Consider the following 19,070-nt stretch of genomic DNA (forward strand, 5'->3'; position numbering starts at 1 on the left):
AAAGAAGAGTTTTTACTCTTCTCCAATTCGAACAGCACCTGTAGGACATACCATTTGTGCTTCTAATAATTCAAGATCATTTTCTTTAGCTTCTGCTAAGCCATCATCATCTAAAAATAAGGTTTCTGTTTCATCAATTTCGATGCAAGCCATGCATCCAATGCAGATGGATTTATCTATTCAAGTTTTTTTCACAAGAATCAACTCCTATCACTAATATAATAACAAAATTTCAATTTTCTTAATAAATAATTTATAATATATAAGTTAATAAATAGGGGGCAAAGATTTTTATGCCAAGAATAACAAGGACTGAACGCAATAAAGAACTTCATATTAAAGTTAATCAAGAAATTGCGTATAGAAAGAAAAACCATGATGAAAAATCACTGGTAAATTCGACTTTTGAAAAATTAAAGGCAATTGATCAAGCCTATTTTTGAGAAAAAATTCAAGCATTTGATAAGAAACATCAAATTGAAAAACCCTATTTAGATAAAGATAGATCTTCTTCAATACTTTCAGATGAGTTAAAGTATGAAATTAAAAGCCAAATTAATGAATTAAAAAAAATTAAACAAAAATCTGTTAGCGTTCAAGAACTTAAAATTGATGAAAAATCACTTGAAGAAGAGGAATATATTTATAATAGTGAAAAATTTAAACGTTATAATGAAAATTTATTAAGAAATGAAAAATTATTTTCAAAAAATATTGAAAAATTAAAATCAAAACAAGTAGGAAAAATTGATGTTGCTCAAGACATTGAAATGACAACAGTTCAATCAATTAGAAGTCAAGATAATCGTGCACCATTTATAATGGTTAAAGAAGTAAATGATAAAGTTATGAAAACAAGTAACGTTGTGCAATCTTCTTGAAAAAGTTTTATTAAAAAGCGTAGGTTTAAATGAGCACTTTCTATTTTGATAATGCTTATTTTGATAATGCTAGTAGCAATTTTATTACCAATTTTTATTTAGAGGAGAACAAATATTATGGATAAGAAAATCAATATTGCAGTTGATGGGACTGCAAGTAGTGGTAAAAGCTCAGTTATGAGTGCAGTTGCCAAACAATTAGGTTTTGATTTCATTGATACAGGTTTAATGTATCGTGCTTATACAAAATTATGTTTAATGAACAATATTGATTTTTCAAAAGAAGAGCAAATTGTTTCACTCTTAGATCAATTTGATTGTCAATATAAAGAAAATGATCGAATTTTTGTTGGTCAAGAAGAATTAACATCATTTTTATCAGATTATGAAGTTGCTGAAAATATTAAATATGTTGCAGCAACTGTTAAAGTAAGAGAAAAAATGGTTGAATTGCAAAAGAAACTTGCAGAACCAAAAAATAAAATCTTGGTAGGTAGAGACATTACAACAGTTGTGTTACCTGATGCAGAATTAAAAATCTATTTTGATAGTTCTGCAGAAGCACGTGCTCAAAGAAGATTTTTACAAAATCAAAGAAACAATGTTGAACCTAATGTTTATGAAGATATTTTAAGACAAATTCAACAAAGAGATGAATGAGATAAAAATCGAGCAGTAGGAGCATTAACTATTGCTCCAGATGCGTGATTGTTTGATACAAGTAATATTAATATTGATCAAGCAATTGAAATTGTAATTGAAAAAATCAAAAATCTATAGAGAAATTGGAGGTGTGGATTTATGGCTCGTAAGGGTATTGTTGCAATTGTGGGAAGACCAAATGTTGGTAAATCCACATTATTTAATAGGATTATTCGTGAAAAAAAAGCAATTGTTGAAGATAAACCTGGTGTTACAAGAGATCGAATGTATGGTAAAAGTGAATGATTAACTCGTAACTTTATTGTTGTTGATACAGGGGGAATTACTTTACAAGATAGTGCTTTTGCAAAAGAGATAAAAATGCAAGCAGAAATTGCAATGGAAGAAGCTGATGTCATTGTATTTGTAATTAACTTTAGAGAAGGAATTACTTTAGAAGACGAAGCTGTTGCAAAAATCTTGTATAAAACTAAAAAACCAGTCTTGCTGGCTGTTAATAAATATGATAAAAAAGAACAATTTGATGAATCATTTTCATTCATGACTTTAGGATTTGGTGAACCATTCTTAATTTCTTCAACTCATGGAATTGGAACTGGAGATTTACTTGATAAAATTGTTGAACAATTGCCAAAATTTAATAATGAATCACTTGATAGTGAAACACGTCTTGCAATTGTAGGAAAACCAAATGTAGGAAAATCATCTTTAGTTAATGCTTTAGTTGGTGAAGAAAGAATGATCGTTTCTGAAATTGCTGGAACAACAATTGATAGTGTTGATAGTAAAATTAAAGTTGATGGCAATGAATATACTATTATAGATACTGCTGGAATGCGAAAAAGAGGACGTATCTATGAAAATTTAGAAAAATATAGTTATTTACGTTCATTAACTTCTATTAATAAAGCAGATATTGTCTTATTAATGTTAGATATTAGCCAAGCAATTAGCGATCACGATACTAATATTGGGGGGTTTGCATTTGAAGAAAATAAACCTATAATAATAGTTGGAAACAAGTGGGATCTAGTTAACAATAAAGAATCTAATACTATGAAAAAGAAAGAACAAGAGATAAAAGCATATTTTAAATATTTAAATTATGCAAGTGTCTTATTTGTTTCGGCAAAAGAAAACCAAAGAGTGCATAAAATATTTGATGCAGTTGAATTAGTAAAAAATAATATCAAAAAGCGTATTAGAACTAGCTTGTTAAATGAGATATTCAATAAAGCTCAATTAATAAATCCAGCCCCCAATCATAATGGGGGCAGACTGAAAATCTATTATGCTTCTCAAGTTGAAGCGTATTTACCAACATTTGTATTATTTGTAAATAACCCTGAATTTGTACACTTTTCATATAAAAGATTTTTAGAAAATCAAATTAGATCACAATTTGATTTTAGTGGTGTACCAATTACAATTATCTTTAGAGAGAGGAAATAAAAATAAGATGAAAAAAGCAAAAGTAGCTATCATTGGAACAGGAGCATATGGAACAGTTTTGGCCAATGTATTAGCAGATAATGGACATGATGTAATCATGTATGGAATTGAGCAAACTCAAATAAATGATATTAATAATAACCACTTAAACTCTAAGTTTTTTCAAGATTTACTAATTAATGAAAATATTAGTGCAACAAATGACTTTGCAGTTGCTATGGAAAAATCAGAAATTGTTATTCTATCAACTCCAACATTTGCACTAGATGCTTCAATTGATAATATTATTAAATATGGAAAAAGAGAAATGCATATTATTAATGTTGCAAAAGGACTTGATGGAGAAGCACTTGATGTATTAAGCAAAAGAATTAAAAATAAACTTGCAGATACTGGAGTTATGAAATCATATGGAGCAATTTATGGTCCATCTGTTGCAATTGAAGTTATTATGAGAAAACCAACTTGTGTAATGAGTTGTAATGAAGATATTAAAATTGCTGAATACATTGCAGAATTATTTTCAAATGAATATTTTGTTGTTAAAGCAACAGATGATATTGTTGGATGTGAAATTGCAGCTGCATTAAAAAATACAGTTGCGATTGCTAGTGGAATGCTGCATGGATTTGCTGGAGCTGATAATGCAAAAGCATCATTAATTACTATTGGAAATGCAGAAATTTATAATATTGCAAAACATTTTGGAGCAAGATTAGAGACATTTATGAACTTTGCTACATTAGGAGACTTAATTTTAACTGCATCATCTATTAAATCTCGTAACTTTTCTCTAGGGGTTCAAATTGCAGAAAGAGATAGCGCAGAACCTGTTTTAAAATCACATAAAAACACTGTTGAAGGCGTAGCATCTTGTGATTTAGCCTATAAAATTGTAAAAAAACTTAAAATTTCTTCACCATTATTTGAAATAATGTACAAAATACTATACAATAAGGGTAAGCCTAGTGTGTTAATCAATGATTTTTTCAAACACGCTAAGGTAGTATAGATATAAGGGGTGTACAACCATGACAAAAAAAGAATTATCTGATAAAGTAGCTGCACAATTTGATACATCAAAATCAAAAGCAGAAGAAATGGTTAACTTCGTATTTGACACTATTACAAGTAGTTTAGTAAGCAAAGAAGAAGTTGCAATCGCAGGGTTTGGTAAATTCGTAACAGCTGCAAGAGCTGCTCGTGAAGGAGTTAATCCTTCAACTGGAGCAAAAATTCAAATCGCTGCTACAACTGTAGCTAAATTCAAAGTTGCAAAACAATTAAAAGAAGCAGTTGCTAAATAATTTTGGCATATGCAAATAAAAGTTGCTTAGCAACTTTTATTTTTTTGAAAAAAAGAGGTAATGTTTATGTTCGACCTTTTAAAAACTGGAATTATCAATAAAAGAACCCTTTTAATTCTAAACTACGCTAAACTAGACATAAATGAAAATCAATTAGCAATAATATTAATAATCATGGAATTATCAAATGAAGAACAAAAGAATTTTACAGCTTCGCATATTGCTCAATATATGTCAATTGACAAAGAAGCTGTTGAACAAGAAATTAGTAAATTACTTGTAAGTCACTTAATAAAATTAGAACAAAATGGTAAAAAAACAGTTCTTGATTTAATGCCTTTGTTTGCTAGACTTACAGTTATTTTAGAAGAAGAAAATTCTAAATTAATAACTGATAATAATTATGAATTTATTGAACAAATGTTAAAAGTCAAAATGACAACAGACATGATTGAAGAAATTGATTCATATATGAAGAAAGGTTTATCTAAGCCAAAAATAATGTCATTAATGATTGAAAATGATGTTAAAGCTTATGATCAATTAATTAAGCATTTAAAATCATATATTAAAAATAATGAAATTAAAATTACAAGATACAATTGATTAAATGATTAACAACAGGAATTAGATTTAAATAAATTTTATCTAAATGCACTTCAATACCATTTTGAATAAATCATTCAAATGGTATTTTTTTAACTTTAATTTGATCAAATAATGCAATATCAACTGCAAAATAGCGTTCATATTTGTGAAAATAAATTAAAACAAAACTAATTGCTTTCATTTTACGAACTAATTTTAATTTTTCAATTTGTTTTAGTTTAATATTGTTGGGATTAAAATAATCTTTTTCAGTTTCTTTAGCATCAAATTCAACATATATTCCTTTATACAAACCAACATAATCACAAAAATCATTTTGTAATAAAATTGAATTCATAATGTTATTTTCAATACTAATTGTGCGACTAGGCAAACTTATTTTGTTAAGTAATAATCCAAATTCTTGTAAATAAACTAAACTTAAATTAATAATTGTTTCTAAAAACATTCCCTTATTTTTTAATATCATAAAATCATCTCCTATTATAGTTATCGTCATTTTTTATTCTTTTTTTACATTTTTTTACAAAAAAATATAAAATAAAACAATAGGGGGCAAAAAAGATGGCAAAATTTATTCAATTATCAGCTGATGAAGTTTCAGAAAGAGATTTTCCAGTTGAATATAAAGGTTATAAAGTAGAAGAAGTGGATCGTTTTTTAGATACAATTGTTGCCGATTATGAATTATTTGCAAAAACAAATAAGGAAAATGAAGATAAAATTCAACAATTATTATCTAAAATTAATGCTTTAGAAAATGAATTGGCAACAACAATTGCAAATTTAAAATTAACAAAACAACAACAAGAAGAATTGGCACGACAAGGTGTAAACAGTTCTGATTTTATTAAACGTCTTTCTGCTTTAGAAAAAAACAATTATAGTAAAGATTAGTATAAAATAATATGTGAGATTAATTTTGAATCAATCGCTATATTTGCAAAATAATATAGAGGAAACTCCACGCTTGCACATCCTGTGATGGATGTAGTGTTTGTGCTAAAGGAAAAAATAACTTTAGGCACCAATTGGTGACGACTAGAGGTAAACCTAAGTGAATTTATTCATATGGTTGAAACTGTAAAGTGCCACAGGGACGATTAGCTAGAAATAGTGAAATGGAACGGGTAAACTCCACAAGCAAGAAACTCAAATTTTGGTAGAGGAGCTAGAGAATAGAGAATCGAATCTATTCTTTGGATCACTCTTTATGGGTGATAGATAGATGATTGATGCGCGTAAGCGTTACAAAACGTGGGTTATGATAGATTAGTCTCACCATTTTTTTTAAGGATTTGTGATTAATGTGAAATATTTAATTAATTTTTTAAAAACAAACAAACTAACAATTGCAACTTGTGAATCATTTACTGGTGGTATGTTTGGTGATTTATTGTCAAACACACCAGGAGTAAGTGAATTTTACAAAGGTAGTTTTATTTGTTATTCAAATGAATTTAAAGAAAATATTTTACAAATTGATGCACAAGTAATTAAAAAAGATGGGGTTGTATCAAGGAATGTTTTGAGAGAAATGTTAAAACAAACTCAAAAAATATTAAAAACAGAAATTGTTTTTGGTTTTACTGGTTATGCACCTCCAATTGACAAAAACAATAAATTATCAGGGTTAAGTTATCTTGGTTTTTTAATTAAAGACCAAGAATATATTTTTGAGTTTAAAATAACTAAAAATATTTCAAGAAAAACTTATAAAAAAAGAGCAATTAACTTTATTTTAAAAAAATTTAAAGAAATTTAAAAAAAGTGGGCAATTTCATATTTTTTTGACGATTACTATATTGGGAGGAAAAAATATGATAAAAAACGATAGTATCAATCAAAATGAAAATGGAAGTGTGATTTTAAAAATGGAAAATAATATTTATGATGATCCAAATTTTAAAGCTATGATTAAAGACATAGAAAAAACCTTTGGAAAAGGTTCAATTATGAGATTGGGTGATAAAGCTGAAATGTTAATTGAAGCAACACCAACTGGTAGTTTTCTATTAGATCGAGCAATTGGAATTGGAGGTTATCCAAAAGGAAGAATTGTAGAAATTTTTGGTCCAGAATCAAGTGGGAAAACTACATTATCTTTACATGCAATTGCAGAAGCTCAAAAAAAACAAGGCCGTGCTGCTTTTATTGATGCAGAACATGCACTTGATCCCAGATATGCACAAAATCTAGGAGTTGATATTAAAAACTTAATTGTAGCTCAACCAGATTCAGGAGAGCAAGCATTAGATATTTTAGAAATGCTTGTTAAATCAAATACAATTGAAATTGTAGTTGTAGATTCAGTTGCTGCATTAGTGCCCAAAGTTGAGTTAGATGGAGAAATGTCAGATCAACAAATTGGTTTACAAGCAAGACTAATGTCAAAAGCTTTAAGAAAATTAAATGGAATTATTTCAAAAACAAATACTACAGTAATTTTTATTAATCAATTACGTGAAAAAGTAGGAGTTATTTTTGGAAATCCTGAAACTACACCTGGGGGAAGAGCATTGCGTTTCTATTCTTCATTACGTTTAGAAGTAAGAAAAGGTGAAACTATCACTGTAAATGGAGAAGCTGCTGCAAATAAAGTAAAAATTAAAGTTGTTAAGAATAAGGTTTCACCTCCATTCAAAACTTGTCAAATTACAATTGGTTACAATCAAGGAATTGATCGTGAACTTGAAATTATTGAAATGGCAACTTTGTACAATGTTTTAACTAAGGCTGGTGTGTGATACTCTTATCAAAATCAAAAAATTGGTCAAGGTAAAGAAAGTGTTAGAACTTGATTAAAAGAGAACCCAGAAATCTCACTTGAAATTCAAAATAAAATTATTGATTTAACAAAATAATAGTTATATTTAAACCACTTTTTAAAAAAGAAGTGGTTTTTATTAACATTAGTGTTATATTAGAAGTAATAAATTATGAGAGACCAAGAAATTAAAAAAATATTTTTTGAGGTTATACGATATCAAAATGAGATTATAGTAAGTGTTTCTAAACAAAGTTCAACTTCACAAGAGGTAAAAGAGTTTGTTATGCAAAGTCATATTGATGAGGATATAAAAAAGTATAATAAAGGTTTAACCAATTGTATAAAGGAGTATAAAATCACTATGAACAAATGCGAAGCAGAAATCAAATTAGCAACAGCTGAATTAAGAAAAATCATTGATCAACAAGCACAAATTATTGCAGAGCAAGCAAAAATAATTGAAGAGCAAGCCAAAACTATTGAAAGGCAAGCAAAAATAATTGAAGAACAGGCAAAAACTATTGCTCAACAGGCCAAACAATTAGAAGAGCAAGCCAAAAGAATTAGTAAACTTGAAAGAATTTTAAAATTAAATAACATTAATGTTGATGATTATGATTAATAAAAATAGAAAACTTTAAAAAGGTTTTCTATTTTTATTTGTAGGATGTTTTGGAGAAACAAAATTAAATAAAAAATAAGGTATAATAAATAAGTCAAAATAATTGACACCATAGCCTACACTTTGAGGTAGGAAAAAATGAAAACAATTGGAAATGAACCACTACTAATTGGGTTATCAATTTTAGCAGTTATTGTAGTTATATTAAGTGCAATATTGTTATATTTATTGGTTGCTCGTCACCCAAAGTATGTGTTAAAAAAAGCAAAAGACGAAGCTAAAAAAATAAAGATGCAAGCAGTTGCAGAAGCTAAAGTAACATCAAGTGAATTAAAAAACGAAATGTTAACTGAAATGAATATTAAAAAGCAAGAATTTGAAAAAGAACTTGAAATTTTTGCTTTTAAAAGAAAGAAATTCAAAGAAGATCTTGAAATATTAAATAATAAAGAAATAAAAAACTTTGAATTAGAAGCAAAAAATAAAAGAATAAAAGATAAATTATCTATAAAAATGAATGAACTATTAGGTTTACTTGAAAATGTTTCAAATATGAGCATTGATCAAGCAAAGGAAAAATTAATAGAATATAGTGAAAAAACTTATTTAGATGAATTAAATAAAGAATTAAAACAAAAAGAAGAAAAAATTAAATCTGAAGCACAAGAAGTTGTTAATCAAATCTTGGTAAACGCAATGGAAAAATCACATGTTCAAATTACAAATGAAAAGAATACAAGTATTTTCATAATTGAAGATGAGTCTTTAAAAGGAAAAATTATTGGAAGAGAAGGGCGAAATGTAAAAGCATTTCAACAATATGGAGGAGTTGATATCATTATTGATGATATTCCTAACCGTATTTTAATTTCTTCATTCAATCCAATTAGAAGAGAAATTGCTTATAATACTTTAAAAGTATTATTGGATTCAGGAAGAATTCAACCAGCAGCAATTGAAGAAACTTTAATTTTAGAAGAAGAAAAGATTCAAGAAACTTTTAAAAGAACTGGATTAGAAACTGTTAAAAATTTAGATTTGTATGATCTTCCAGATGAGATTGTTGAAAACTTAGGAAAATTAAAATGTCGCTATAGTTATGGACAAAATGTTTTACAACATTCAATTGAAGTTGCAAAAATTAGTGCTTCAATTGCAAGAGAATTGAATATGGATGAAAAAATAGCTCTTAAAGCAGGGCTATTACATGATATTGGTAAGGCTATGGATTTTGAACAAGATGGTAGCCATATTCAATTAGGGGTTTTATTATTGCGAAAATATAAAATTGATGAAATCATCGTTAATGCTGTTGAAGCACATCACAATGATGTTGCAAAAAAAACAATTTATGCAGAAATTGTTGCAATAGCTGATGCTTCAAGTGCTGCAAGACCAGGAGCTAGAAATAATAATTCTGAAGAATTTTATTTAAGAATGAAAGAGATAGAAAATGATTGTAATGCTATTAAAGGTGTTGAAAAAACATATGTCTTACAATCTGGAAGAAACATTCGTGTAATTGTCAATCCTTTAGAAATCAATGAATATGATCTAAAAGATGTTTTATATAAAATAAAATCAACAATTGCAGAAAAAAATTGTACCCCTGGGGAAATTAAAATTACAGTGATTTATGAAAAACGTGAATCAACAACAATATAAAAAAAGCATGTTTATAAACTAAACATGCTTTTTTATTTTGAATAAGGAATAAAAGCAAATGTTTCTCTTCCTGTATGACAAACAATAACATTGGGCATTTCTTTTAATAAGCCAAGTGTAATTCCTTTTTGTTCAACTAATTGTAAAACTTCATCTAAAACACTTTGTTCAACTTGTGAATAAGATATATCTAAAATAAAGTCTTTTTCATCTTTAATAATTTTATCTAAAACAATTTCAACTGCTTTCTTAAAAGTTCTTGTTTTATCTTCTTTATCAATTTCACCATTATATTTTAGGATTGGTGTAATTTTTAAAATCTTTGCCAAACCAGCCGCAGCTTTTGTGATTCTTCCTCCTCGAACCAACTGTGTTAGTGATCGAGGAATAATATAACCTTTAAAGTCTTTATATTTATTTTCAATTGCTTCAACTATTTGTTCAATTGGTGTATTGTTTTTTAATAATTCATAACATATTTCCAATTGACGATTTAAAACAACACTTACTCCATTAGTATCAACAACAAAGACTTTATCTTTGTATTCATCTTCTTGGGAAAACATTTTAAATGTATTGTATTGTCCACTTAATCCTTTTGATAATAATAAACAAATTATTTGATCATAGTCTTTTAATAATTCATCTCATTTTGCAAGCATATCTCCTGGTAGAGATTGAGAAGTTTTTAATACTTGACTATCATTTAATTTATAAAATTGTTCACGATTTAAAGTAATATCATCTTTAATTGTTGACTCATCTTCAAGATTTATTAGTAAAGGTACTAAATATAAATCTTGATAATTTGATAAGTCTTTTAAACCAACTGAAGAATCAATAATAATAGCTGTTTTCATTTTTTCACCTCAATAATAATAAAATTTTATATTTAATTACTATTAAAGTTTTTCCAAAATATAAAACAACTTTTATGAGGATATGAATATAAAATTATGTTTTTTAGCATAATAAATTTATTAATTATTAGAATTTTTTTCTGAAATAAAACATTAATTTGGAAAAAAATATTATTTCTAGTAAAATTATTATGAAGCATATCTAAGGAGGAAAAGAATGAAAGTATTATTAGTTTTATTAAGTACTGTGAGTTTAGGAGTTGGTGCAACAGCTCCATTAGTGAGTAATATTAATGCTAATGTCTATGTTAATCCCATTGTTATTAGTCATAGAAAAAATATGGAAATAGCAATAAATGATAAAACATTAACATTTGCAGATGGATTTTTTCTTTATGAGCAAGTAGATGACATGATTTACAAAATTGTTGATGAAGAATATTTATATAGTTATATGAATACTGTGTATTCATTACATAGTAAATTATTATCCCTTATTAATAGTGAATATGAACAAAATAAATTAGAAGAACAGAGAATTTTGATTGAACAAACAATGTTAAATTGAAGTAATGATGAAAGTATAAGTGAACTATTGTCAATATATAAAAAGCAGTCAAGCGAAGAAAAAGAAGTTGCTGCAAAAATTTTCTATGCATATAATCAAAGTAGTTCAAAACTGATGATTGAAGATTTAGAAATTTTTCAAGAATATAAAATTCTAAATATCCAAGCTTCAACTGCAATTGCAAGTTTAGAAAATCAATTAGAATTACATAAAACAAGTTTAAAAGTATGAGAAGATACTTTAAAATGACAAGAAGAATTAGTAAGAATTTATGATAATTTAATTAACAAAGCAAAAGAATTAGAGAGCCAATTTATGGATGTGTTTAATTCAGTACTTGCAACACCAGAAGCATTTTTTAAACATATGTTAGAGAAAAAGAATGAGATTTTGGAACCACTTGTAGATAAATTTTTAGATGGAAGTGTAGCAAAATTAGAAGAATTGATGGAAGATGTGACAAACAGAGAACAAAACCCTGATAAAAAAATTGAAGATTGAGTATTGGTTGGAGAAAATTCAGATCCTTGAGATCCTAATGAAGGAAGCCCAACTGAAATTTCAACTGAACAACTAGCGCAAGCATCTGATAATCAAGTTGAATTAAGAATTAAAAATGAGTTAACAGGTGAAGAGACTGCTGAAGAGAAACAACAAAAAGTTTTTAATATTGTAAAAGATGTTGTAGGAGAAATTTATAGAATTGAAGATATTCTATTTTCATCTTTACATCAGAGTTCACAAAAATTCTTTGAATTCGTAAATAACCAGATTCCAAGATTGTCAAATGATGTAAAAGACGCTTTTAAAAAAAATGGAATTCCAATTGAAACAAAGTTTGATGAAGCAATTCAAACAGCATTAGATATTACAAATGCTCTTGCAGATCAAGTTTTAAGCATTTTATCTCCAAAGAATGAAATCTTTGGACAAATTAAAGAATTAGCATTTGCTACATTTGATACAATTGAAGACTGGTATAAAACAATTTCTGTTGCAAAAAAATCAAGTGAAGCAATTGAAGAAATAATAAAGATTAGAGATGAATATTCAACAATACCAGAAGATGTAGAAATTGATGTTGATGAAGTGTATGCAAGAATTGAAGAAACAGAAGAAGAATTAGAGAGACAAGAACAAATTTTAGAAGAAACAAATGAAATTTTAGAAAATAGTAAATATGATATTTTAGATAAAAATTTATTAGAATGAAATGAATTTTTTGGAGATTATACAAACTATCTAGATATAATTGAGCTAAAAGAGAATAGAACAAATACTAATTTAAACCCAATAAAATATTTTAAAAAAGAACTTGAAATTTATAAAAAAAATGTAATAGAAAGACAATTTACTTTTGCAAATCTTATTAATCATGAAAATATAGGTAGTTTAAATCCAAAAGTTATTGAAATGCTAATTGAAGAAAATACAAAATTAGAAACAATTAATCAGTTTATTTTAAAACATGAAGGAGACTTTAATTAATGAAAAAATTACTTATTCCATTAATGTGTTTAACAGTTAGTGTACCAACTATTGGTATATTTGTGCAACAAATTAATTCAAATTCAAAATTTGACCCAATTGATAAATTTAATACTCCATATGAAATGATTGAAATTTCAAATTTGATGGACAAAGTTATATCAAATCCGCATGAATATGATGATATTCAACAAATTCAAAATTTAATGGTTCAATCAACAATTATGTTAGACGAAATTTATTCAGAATCCTTCTTTTATCAAGTTTCTACAAAAATTTCTCAAATTTTAAATTTATTTAAAGAGGAACTTGAAAGTATTGAAACTGTTGAAGGTTCAAATTTTTATCAAGATATAATGAAAAGTTCTCAATCTTTAAGTATTAATTTTAATGCTAAAATTGAAGATTTAGAAATTAAAAATCTATTTATAGATTATGAAAAGTTAAAAAGAGAAGAAGCAATTAAATTTTTTGATATTTATGATAGAAAAATTACGAAATTAAATTTTGATTTACAATTAAAACAAAAGTCTATAAATGATTTAAATATTCGTAATGCAGAAATTGATGAAAAGTTAAAAGGTCTTTCCAAAGAAAACGAAATAATAAATGATATTTTTAAAATATTAGATTTCAATTTGAAATTAGTAGGTAAAGTTAATGAACTATATTCAAATGGAAGATCAAATATTGATGTTTACTATAATTCTGCAGAATGGCATTCAGAAAATTGAGGTCTAGCGTTTATTCCATTTTATGGAACAGGATTTAGTGTAAATTTTAAAAATAACATGAACTATGCTGTAAGAGGTATTGATACTTATATAACAACATTTCTTGATCCAAAAAGTAATAATTATAAAGAATTTTTAGAAATGCAAGAGGGTCTTCAAAATATGAGAGATCAAATTATGGCAATTGATCCAAACGAAAGTAATTGAGTTGGAGATTTATTAGGAGAAGCAGGATTAGATGAAAGTGTTTCGAATGCATTAAATAATGGTGTTCAAAAATTAATTAATGCTTCTTCTTCTATGGGATATGTTGGTTTGGCTATAAAAACCATTAATAGTTTCTTAACAGTTGGTTTTCAAGCTAAAAGAATGGCTGAGACTTTTAAAAAGGAATTAAAGCCAGAATATACAAAAGTTGAGTTATTATTAAATGAAAATGATAAAACAATCTCAGAGGCTTATAAAATAGTTTTAGCTACTCAAAAAGAATTATCTGAAAAATTTGATGTAAATAATAAAGAAATGCAAAAACTTAGAGATGAATTATCAACAAATCTACAAAAAGTTGAAGATGAAAATGAAAAATTAGAGAGTTTAAAAGATGAAATGAATTTAATTAATAAAAGTTTTATTTCTAATATGAATAATGGTATATACGCAGATAATTATTATTGATGACAAACAAATATTATTTCAGATATTGAAATAAAAAGTAAAGTAAATTCTTCATATGAAAATATACAAACAATTAATTTTGAAAAAAATATTGTATATAATAAGCTTTTAGATAAATTAATAAAATCAAAAATGAATCAAAATGTTATTAATAATTTAAAGACAAAACATGAATTGTCAAATCAAAATTATAACTATATAATTAATATATAAAATCAATGAAAGGATAAAAGAAATATGAAAAAATTATTAGCGTTATTTGGAGCATTAACTTTAACTTCTGTTAGTGCTTCAACAGTGGTTGCTTGTGGAGATCCAGATGATAATGGGGGGGGAACAACAAATCCACCTTCAACAGAAAAACATAATTTAGATGATTTGTTTACTACAAATGAAATTAATACACTAAAAATTAATATGGGTAATAATAAAGAAGAGGAAGGCAGAGCATTTACTAATGCTGAAAAATTATTTATAGGTACAACTATTGAAGTATTAGATTTAAATTATGTTGATAATTCTTCACCTAAAGGGCAAAAATTTAAAGATATTGGGGTTTCAGAAACAAATTGATCTAATAGTTTAGAAGCAATGCCAAAAACTCTACTTGAAAATAATGAACAAAGTTTTATGCAACTGATTGATATTATAAATTTATATGATGAAAATGAAGTAGTTATTGATCCAACAACTGGGGGTTCAGTGCAAACATTTTCAAATTATGAAGTAAAATTAAACTTTAATTACTCTTATTTAAAAGAAGCAAATAAAGATAAAAGTTGATATGAAAATACAGAAAAACTTATTGAAAAAGTAAATGAAGGTGAAATTTCTGTAATAATATCTGAACTAGTTGTTACATGATATGACTTTAGCTAATTTTTTAAACAAGAGAACATAATTCTCTTGTTTTATTTATAAAATAAAGATAATCAAAAAACTTAATAGATTATATAATTACTATATAGAATGAGTGAAAGGATAAAAGTAAAATGAAAAAATTATTAACGTTATTTGGAGCATTAAGTTTAACTTCTGTAAGTGCTTCAACAGTGGTCGCTTGTGGAGATCCAGATGATAATGGGGGGGGAACAACAAATCCACCTTCAACAGAAAAGTATAATTTAGATGATTTGTTTGACAATAACATTATTCCAAGTCTAGAGGTAAACTGAGAAAATACTGAAGGAAGAAAGTATATGAATGCACAAACATTATTTTTACAATCTGTAACTAAAATTTTAGAGCAAAATTATGAAAAAAATGGCTCAGAGAAAGCAAAAATGTTTAGCGACATTGGAGTTGGAGAAGATGCATGAGGAAATAGTTTAAGAAATTTGACTTATTTTTATAAAGATAATCCTCAAGAGGATTTTACTAAAATAATTAATGATTCTTTAGAAATGTATAATCCAGATAATAGTGGTACAGAACCAAATATTGAAACTCAAATAGTTCAAAATTATGAATTTAAAATGGACTTCAATTATGTTTCTTTATTAGAGGCAAATAAAGTATCAAATTCTGAAAATGCAACTAAACTTATAAGTAAAGTTAATGAAGGAAAAATTTCAATAACAATTGAAACATTGAATATTACATGATATGACTTTAGCTAAATTTTTAAACAAGAGAACATAGTTCTCTTGTTTTAGTTTGAATTTAATAAAACATTCTAAAATAATACTCATAAAACCCCAATAAATAATGTTATGTTATAATTATCAAGATGATTGGAGTGAACTATTTATGGGATTTGGAGATTTTTTAGCCAATAGAATGAAAAAATCTATTGAAAAAAATTTAAAAAAAACCACTTTAACAGAAGACAACATTAAAGAAGTCTTACGAGAAATTCGTCTAGCTTTATTAGAAGCTGACGTTAATATTGAAGTTGTTAAAAAATTTATAAAACAAGTTGAACAAAAAGCAGTTGGAGAATATATTCAACAAGGTGTAAGAGCTGACCAACAAATGATTAAACTAGTTCATGAAGAATTAGTAAACATTTTAGGTAAAGTAAATTCACCTTTAGAAATTAATAAAAAACCATCAATTATTATGATGGCTGGATTACAAGGAGCTGGAAAAACTACAACTGTAGGAAAACTAGCACACTTAATTACAAAAAAACATAAGAAAAAAGTATTAATGGTTGGATTAGATATTTACAGACCTGGAGCCATTGATCAATTAGTAGAATTAGGTCAAAAAAATGGTTTAGATACTTTTGAAAAAGGTAAGCAAGATCCAGTAAAAACTGCAAAACAAGCAGTTGATTATGCTCAAGAAAATGGCTATGAAGTAATTATTTTAGATACTGCTGGGCGTTTACAAATTGATAAAGATTTAATGAAAGAATTAAATGAAATTAGAAAAGCAGTCTCTCCTCAAGAAATCATCTTAACAGTTGATGGAATGACTGGACAAGATATTATCAATGTTAGTCAAGAGTTTGACAAGATTCTAAAATTAAGTGGAGTTATTGTTACAAAACTTGATGGTGATGCAAGAGGGGGAGCAACTCTTTCAATTAGAGATATCACAAACTTACCAATTAAATTTATTGGTGAAGGTGAAGGAATTACAGCCTTAGCAGAATTTCACCCAAAACGTATGGCTGATCGTATTTTGGGAATGGGAGATGTTGAAACTTTATTTGAAAAAGCAGCGGATGTTGTTGATCAAAGAACCATGGAAAAAACCATGAAACGTATGTTTGCTGGACAATTTGACTTAGAAGATTTAAGAAATCAATTAGAGCAAGTTGCAAAAATGGGAAATCTTGGAGGAATCATGAAAATGATTCCTGGAATGAATGGGCGAATTTCTGAAGAACAAGTAAATCAAGCACAACATCGTTTAGTAGTTGCTTCAATTTTAATGGACTCAATGACTTTAAAAGAAAGAAGAGATCCAAGAATTTTAAAAGCAATTAATCGTAAAAAAAGAATTATTCAAGGTTCAGGAAGAAGCGAAAAAGAATTTAATGATCTTTTAAACCAATTTGATAAAGGTAAAAAACAAGTTCTTGAAATGACAAAACAATTAAAATCTGGAAGAATGCCAAATCTTGGTGGAATGAAATTTAGATAATGAAAAAACTAATTGCAATAACTGGTGCTTCATCAGGGATTGGAAAAGAACTGGCAATTAAATTTAACCAATTGGGACATCCATTATTATTAATGGCAAGAAGAGTTGAACTACTTGAACAATTAAACTTAGACAATTGCATATGTGCATCAGTTGATGTACGCAATTTTGAACAATTTAAAGAAGCAATTAAATCAGCAGAAATTAAATATGGCCCAGTGGATTGTTTAATTAATAATGCAGGAATAATGCCCTTAGATAAAATTTATAATTTAAGTTTAGAAACTCAACATGAAATGGTAGATATTAATGTTAAAGGTGTATTAAATGGGATTAATATTGTTGTCAATGATATGAAAGATAGAAAAACTGGAACAATTATTAATATAAGCAGTGTTGCTGGAAGATATACAAGTGAAAATCGTGTTGTTTATAATGGAACAAAATTTGCAGTTCATGCGATCAGTGAATCTGCAAGAAAAGAATTAGCTGCTTTTAATATTAGAGTATTGACAATTGCACCAGCTTTAGTTGATACAAATTTGATTGATTCAACAGTTAATCAAGAAGTAATTAAAAATTATGATCAATGAAAAAAGGATTTAGATGGGGGATTAACTTCACAAGAAGTTGCAGAAGTTATTACTTATGCTTATAATTTACCCCAGCATATTTCCTTAAAAGAAATTGTATTATCTGCAACAAAACAAGCAATATAAAAATAAAAAAATTAGGTTTGAACCTAATTTTTTTATTTTTTCTTAGTTGGTATTTTTTTAACTTTAACTTCTTCTTCTTTAATAGCTTGAAGTCTTCTGTTTGCTTCTTCAATTGTTTTTTGAGTAGCTTCTAATTCAACTCTACGTTTTTCTTTTTCTTTAATTTTATTTCATAATCCAGCTTTCATTGAATCACTCATTAATAGAACCATTACCATAGCTATATTAAATAAATCATCAATTACTTTTGCTACATGTTTTTTTTCTTTATCAGTTAATGAATCTGATTTATATTTTTCAATTGCTTCAACATCTTTAAAGTATTGTTGCGCAAATTCTTCCCCAAATTTTTGAAATAAGATTGCTTGTCCTTCATGTAAGAATAAAGCAATATTTTTAAATAGATTCAATTTATGTTCCACATCTTGAGGTGTGGCTGCTCTATATTGAAGAATAATATTGTTAATTCTATCATCGTGATATTGATCAACGATTTCTTCAACAACAACTCTTGTTCCTTGACTAACTAATTTTAAAACTCGTTTTTTATCTGCAATTTCTGCTTCAATAAACTTGTAATTCATTGCATTAATGTATTTTTGAATACGTAAAGGTAAGATATACATGTCATATGCAATATATTCTGAATATCTTCATTTTCTAGCAACGATTTGAGTTACGATATTGTAAACCATTTCTAAAATTGTTAAGTTTAAAGTTCTTTCATTAATTTTAAATTCTAATTTGTTTAATCTTAGCAATTGATAGTATTCGTATCCATAATATTCCATACTAATCATATTAAAGTATGTTTGAATAGTTGAGTTATTCATGATTGCAGAATATGAAAATTGAATATCTGGTACCAATGCATCAATGATGTTTTCAAACTGTGGTCTATAATCTAAAACAGATTGAAATTGTTTTTTTTCAGCCATAATAATTCCTCCAAAATCTTTAG

At 26.7% G+C, this 19,070-nt stretch carries 21 protein-coding genes and 1 other RNA gene; 18 read left to right on the forward strand and 4 right to left on the reverse strand.

Annotated features, from left to right (window positions below; translation table 4 throughout):
* Positions 1-12: 12 nt before the first annotated feature.
* Positions 13-153, reverse strand: a complete 141-nt coding sequence (locus SCULI_RS01655; protein WP_236621714.1) for a hypothetical protein — start codon at positions 151-153, stop codon at positions 13-15.
* 140 nt (positions 154-293) lie between these two features.
* On the opposite strand from SCULI_RS01655, the gene SCULI_RS01660 reads away from it, so the two are divergent.
* From SCULI_RS01660 to SCULI_RS01685, 6 genes are all read left to right on the forward strand, one after another.
* Complete coding sequence (locus SCULI_RS01660) at positions 294-983, forward strand: hypothetical protein (protein ID WP_025362900.1); 690 nt, start codon at positions 294-296, stop codon at positions 981-983.
* A 15-nt stretch (positions 984-998) separates the two neighbouring features.
* Positions 999-1,661 (forward strand): (d)CMP kinase, encoded by a 663-nt coding sequence (cmk, locus tag SCULI_RS01665; RefSeq protein WP_025362901.1) that lies wholly within the window; start codon positions 999-1,001, stop codon positions 1,659-1,661.
* Between the two features lie 21 nt (positions 1,662-1,682).
* Positions 1,683-2,996, forward strand: coding sequence for a ribosome biogenesis GTPase Der (gene der, locus SCULI_RS01670; protein ID WP_025362902.1), 1,314 nt, complete (start codon positions 1,683-1,685; stop codon positions 2,994-2,996).
* A gap of 7 nt (positions 2,997-3,003) precedes the next feature.
* A complete protein-coding gene (locus tag SCULI_RS01675; RefSeq protein ID WP_025362903.1) occupies positions 3,004-4,008 on the forward strand; it encodes an NAD(P)H-dependent glycerol-3-phosphate dehydrogenase in 1,005 nt (334 codons plus the stop codon).
* 19 nt (positions 4,009-4,027) lie between these two features.
* Entirely contained in the window at positions 4,028-4,303 is a 276-nt protein-coding gene (locus tag SCULI_RS01680) for an HU family DNA-binding protein (protein ID WP_025362904.1), read from the forward strand.
* Between the two features lie 66 nt (positions 4,304-4,369).
* Positions 4,370-4,921, forward strand: a complete 552-nt coding sequence (locus SCULI_RS01685) for a DnaD family protein (RefSeq protein WP_025362905.1) — start codon at positions 4,370-4,372, stop codon at positions 4,919-4,921.
* Here the strand turns inward: SCULI_RS01685 and SCULI_RS01690 are convergent.
* Positions 4,893-5,381, reverse strand: a complete 489-nt coding sequence (locus tag SCULI_RS01690; RefSeq protein WP_025362906.1) for a Holliday junction resolvase RecU — start codon at positions 5,379-5,381, stop codon at positions 4,893-4,895. The two genes, SCULI_RS01685 and SCULI_RS01690, sit on opposite strands and share 29 nt — an antisense overlap.
* 95 nt (positions 5,382-5,476) lie before the next feature.
* Between SCULI_RS01690 and SCULI_RS01695 the strand changes: the two genes are divergently transcribed.
* The 6 genes from SCULI_RS01695 to SCULI_RS01715 all read left to right on the forward strand — a co-directional run bounded on the left by SCULI_RS01695 (position 5,477) and on the right by SCULI_RS01715 (position 9,969).
* Positions 5,477-5,809 (forward strand): DivIVA domain-containing protein, encoded by a 333-nt coding sequence (locus SCULI_RS01695; protein WP_025362907.1) that lies wholly within the window; start codon positions 5,477-5,479, stop codon positions 5,807-5,809.
* 22 nt (positions 5,810-5,831) lie between these two features.
* An RNA gene (gene rnpB, locus SCULI_RS05600) (RNase P RNA component class B) lies at positions 5,832-6,182 on the forward strand.
* A gap of 39 nt (positions 6,183-6,221) precedes the next feature.
* Positions 6,222-6,677, forward strand: a complete 456-nt coding sequence (locus SCULI_RS01700) for a CinA family protein (protein WP_053230319.1) — start codon at positions 6,222-6,224, stop codon at positions 6,675-6,677.
* A 109-nt stretch (positions 6,678-6,786) separates the two neighbouring features.
* Positions 6,787-7,776, forward strand: coding sequence for a recombinase RecA (recA, locus tag SCULI_RS01705; protein ID WP_053230347.1), 990 nt, complete (start codon positions 6,787-6,789; stop codon positions 7,774-7,776).
* 267 nt (positions 7,777-8,043) lie between these two features.
* Positions 8,044-8,304 (forward strand): hypothetical protein, encoded by a 261-nt coding sequence (locus tag SCULI_RS05650; RefSeq protein ID WP_148294458.1) that lies wholly within the window; start codon positions 8,044-8,046, stop codon positions 8,302-8,304.
* Positions 8,305-8,442: 138 nt separating this feature from the next.
* Positions 8,443-9,969, forward strand: a complete 1,527-nt coding sequence (locus SCULI_RS01715) for an HDIG domain-containing metalloprotein (RefSeq protein ID WP_025362911.1) — start codon at positions 8,443-8,445, stop codon at positions 9,967-9,969.
* Positions 9,970-10,001: 32 nt separating this feature from the next.
* Here SCULI_RS01715 and SCULI_RS01720 read toward each other — a convergent pair whose 3' ends face one another.
* A complete protein-coding gene (locus SCULI_RS01720; RefSeq protein WP_025362912.1) occupies positions 10,002-10,829 on the reverse strand; it encodes a DegV family protein in 828 nt (275 codons plus the stop codon).
* A gap of 217 nt (positions 10,830-11,046) precedes the next feature.
* Between SCULI_RS01720 and SCULI_RS01725 the strand changes: the two genes are divergently transcribed.
* From SCULI_RS01725 to SCULI_RS01750, 6 genes are all read left to right on the forward strand, one after another.
* Positions 11,047-12,885, forward strand: coding sequence for a hypothetical protein (locus SCULI_RS01725; protein ID WP_025362913.1), 1,839 nt, complete (start codon positions 11,047-11,049; stop codon positions 12,883-12,885).
* Positions 12,885-14,507: a BAR domain-containing protein gene (locus tag SCULI_RS01730; protein WP_025362914.1), complete on the forward strand. Its 1,623-nt coding sequence runs from the start codon at positions 12,885-12,887 to the stop codon at positions 14,505-14,507. The genes SCULI_RS01725 and SCULI_RS01730 overlap by 1 nt, the downstream gene beginning before the upstream one ends.
* A gap of 24 nt (positions 14,508-14,531) precedes the next feature.
* A complete protein-coding gene (locus tag SCULI_RS01735) occupies positions 14,532-15,173 on the forward strand; it encodes a lipoprotein (protein WP_025362915.1) in 642 nt (213 codons plus the stop codon).
* A 113-nt stretch (positions 15,174-15,286) separates the two neighbouring features.
* Entirely contained in the window at positions 15,287-15,913 is a 627-nt protein-coding gene (locus SCULI_RS01740) for a lipoprotein (RefSeq protein WP_025362916.1), read from the forward strand.
* A 130-nt stretch (positions 15,914-16,043) separates the two neighbouring features.
* Positions 16,044-17,390: a signal recognition particle protein gene (gene ffh / locus SCULI_RS01745; RefSeq protein ID WP_025362917.1), complete on the forward strand. Its 1,347-nt coding sequence runs from the start codon at positions 16,044-16,046 to the stop codon at positions 17,388-17,390.
* Positions 17,390-18,109 carry an SDR family oxidoreductase gene (locus tag SCULI_RS01750; protein ID WP_025362918.1) on the forward strand — a complete coding sequence of 240 codons (720 nt, stop codon included), beginning with the start codon at positions 17,390-17,392 and terminating at the stop codon, positions 18,107-18,109. Before ffh ends, SCULI_RS01750 begins: the two co-directional genes overlap by 1 nt.
* Positions 18,110-18,141: 32 nt before the next feature.
* On the opposite strand, the gene SCULI_RS01755 is transcribed toward SCULI_RS01750, so the two are convergent.
* Positions 18,142-19,047 carry a hypothetical protein gene (locus SCULI_RS01755; protein WP_025362919.1) on the reverse strand — a complete coding sequence of 302 codons (906 nt, stop codon included), beginning with the start codon at positions 19,045-19,047 and terminating at the stop codon, positions 18,142-18,144.
* Positions 19,048-19,070 lie beyond the last annotated feature (23 nt).

It is taken from the genome of Spiroplasma culicicola AES-1, from assembly GCF_000565175.1.
In the GTDB taxonomy this organism is placed as follows: domain Bacteria; phylum Bacillota_I; class Bacilli_A; order Mycoplasmatales; family Mycoplasmataceae; genus Spiroplasma_A; species Spiroplasma_A culicicola.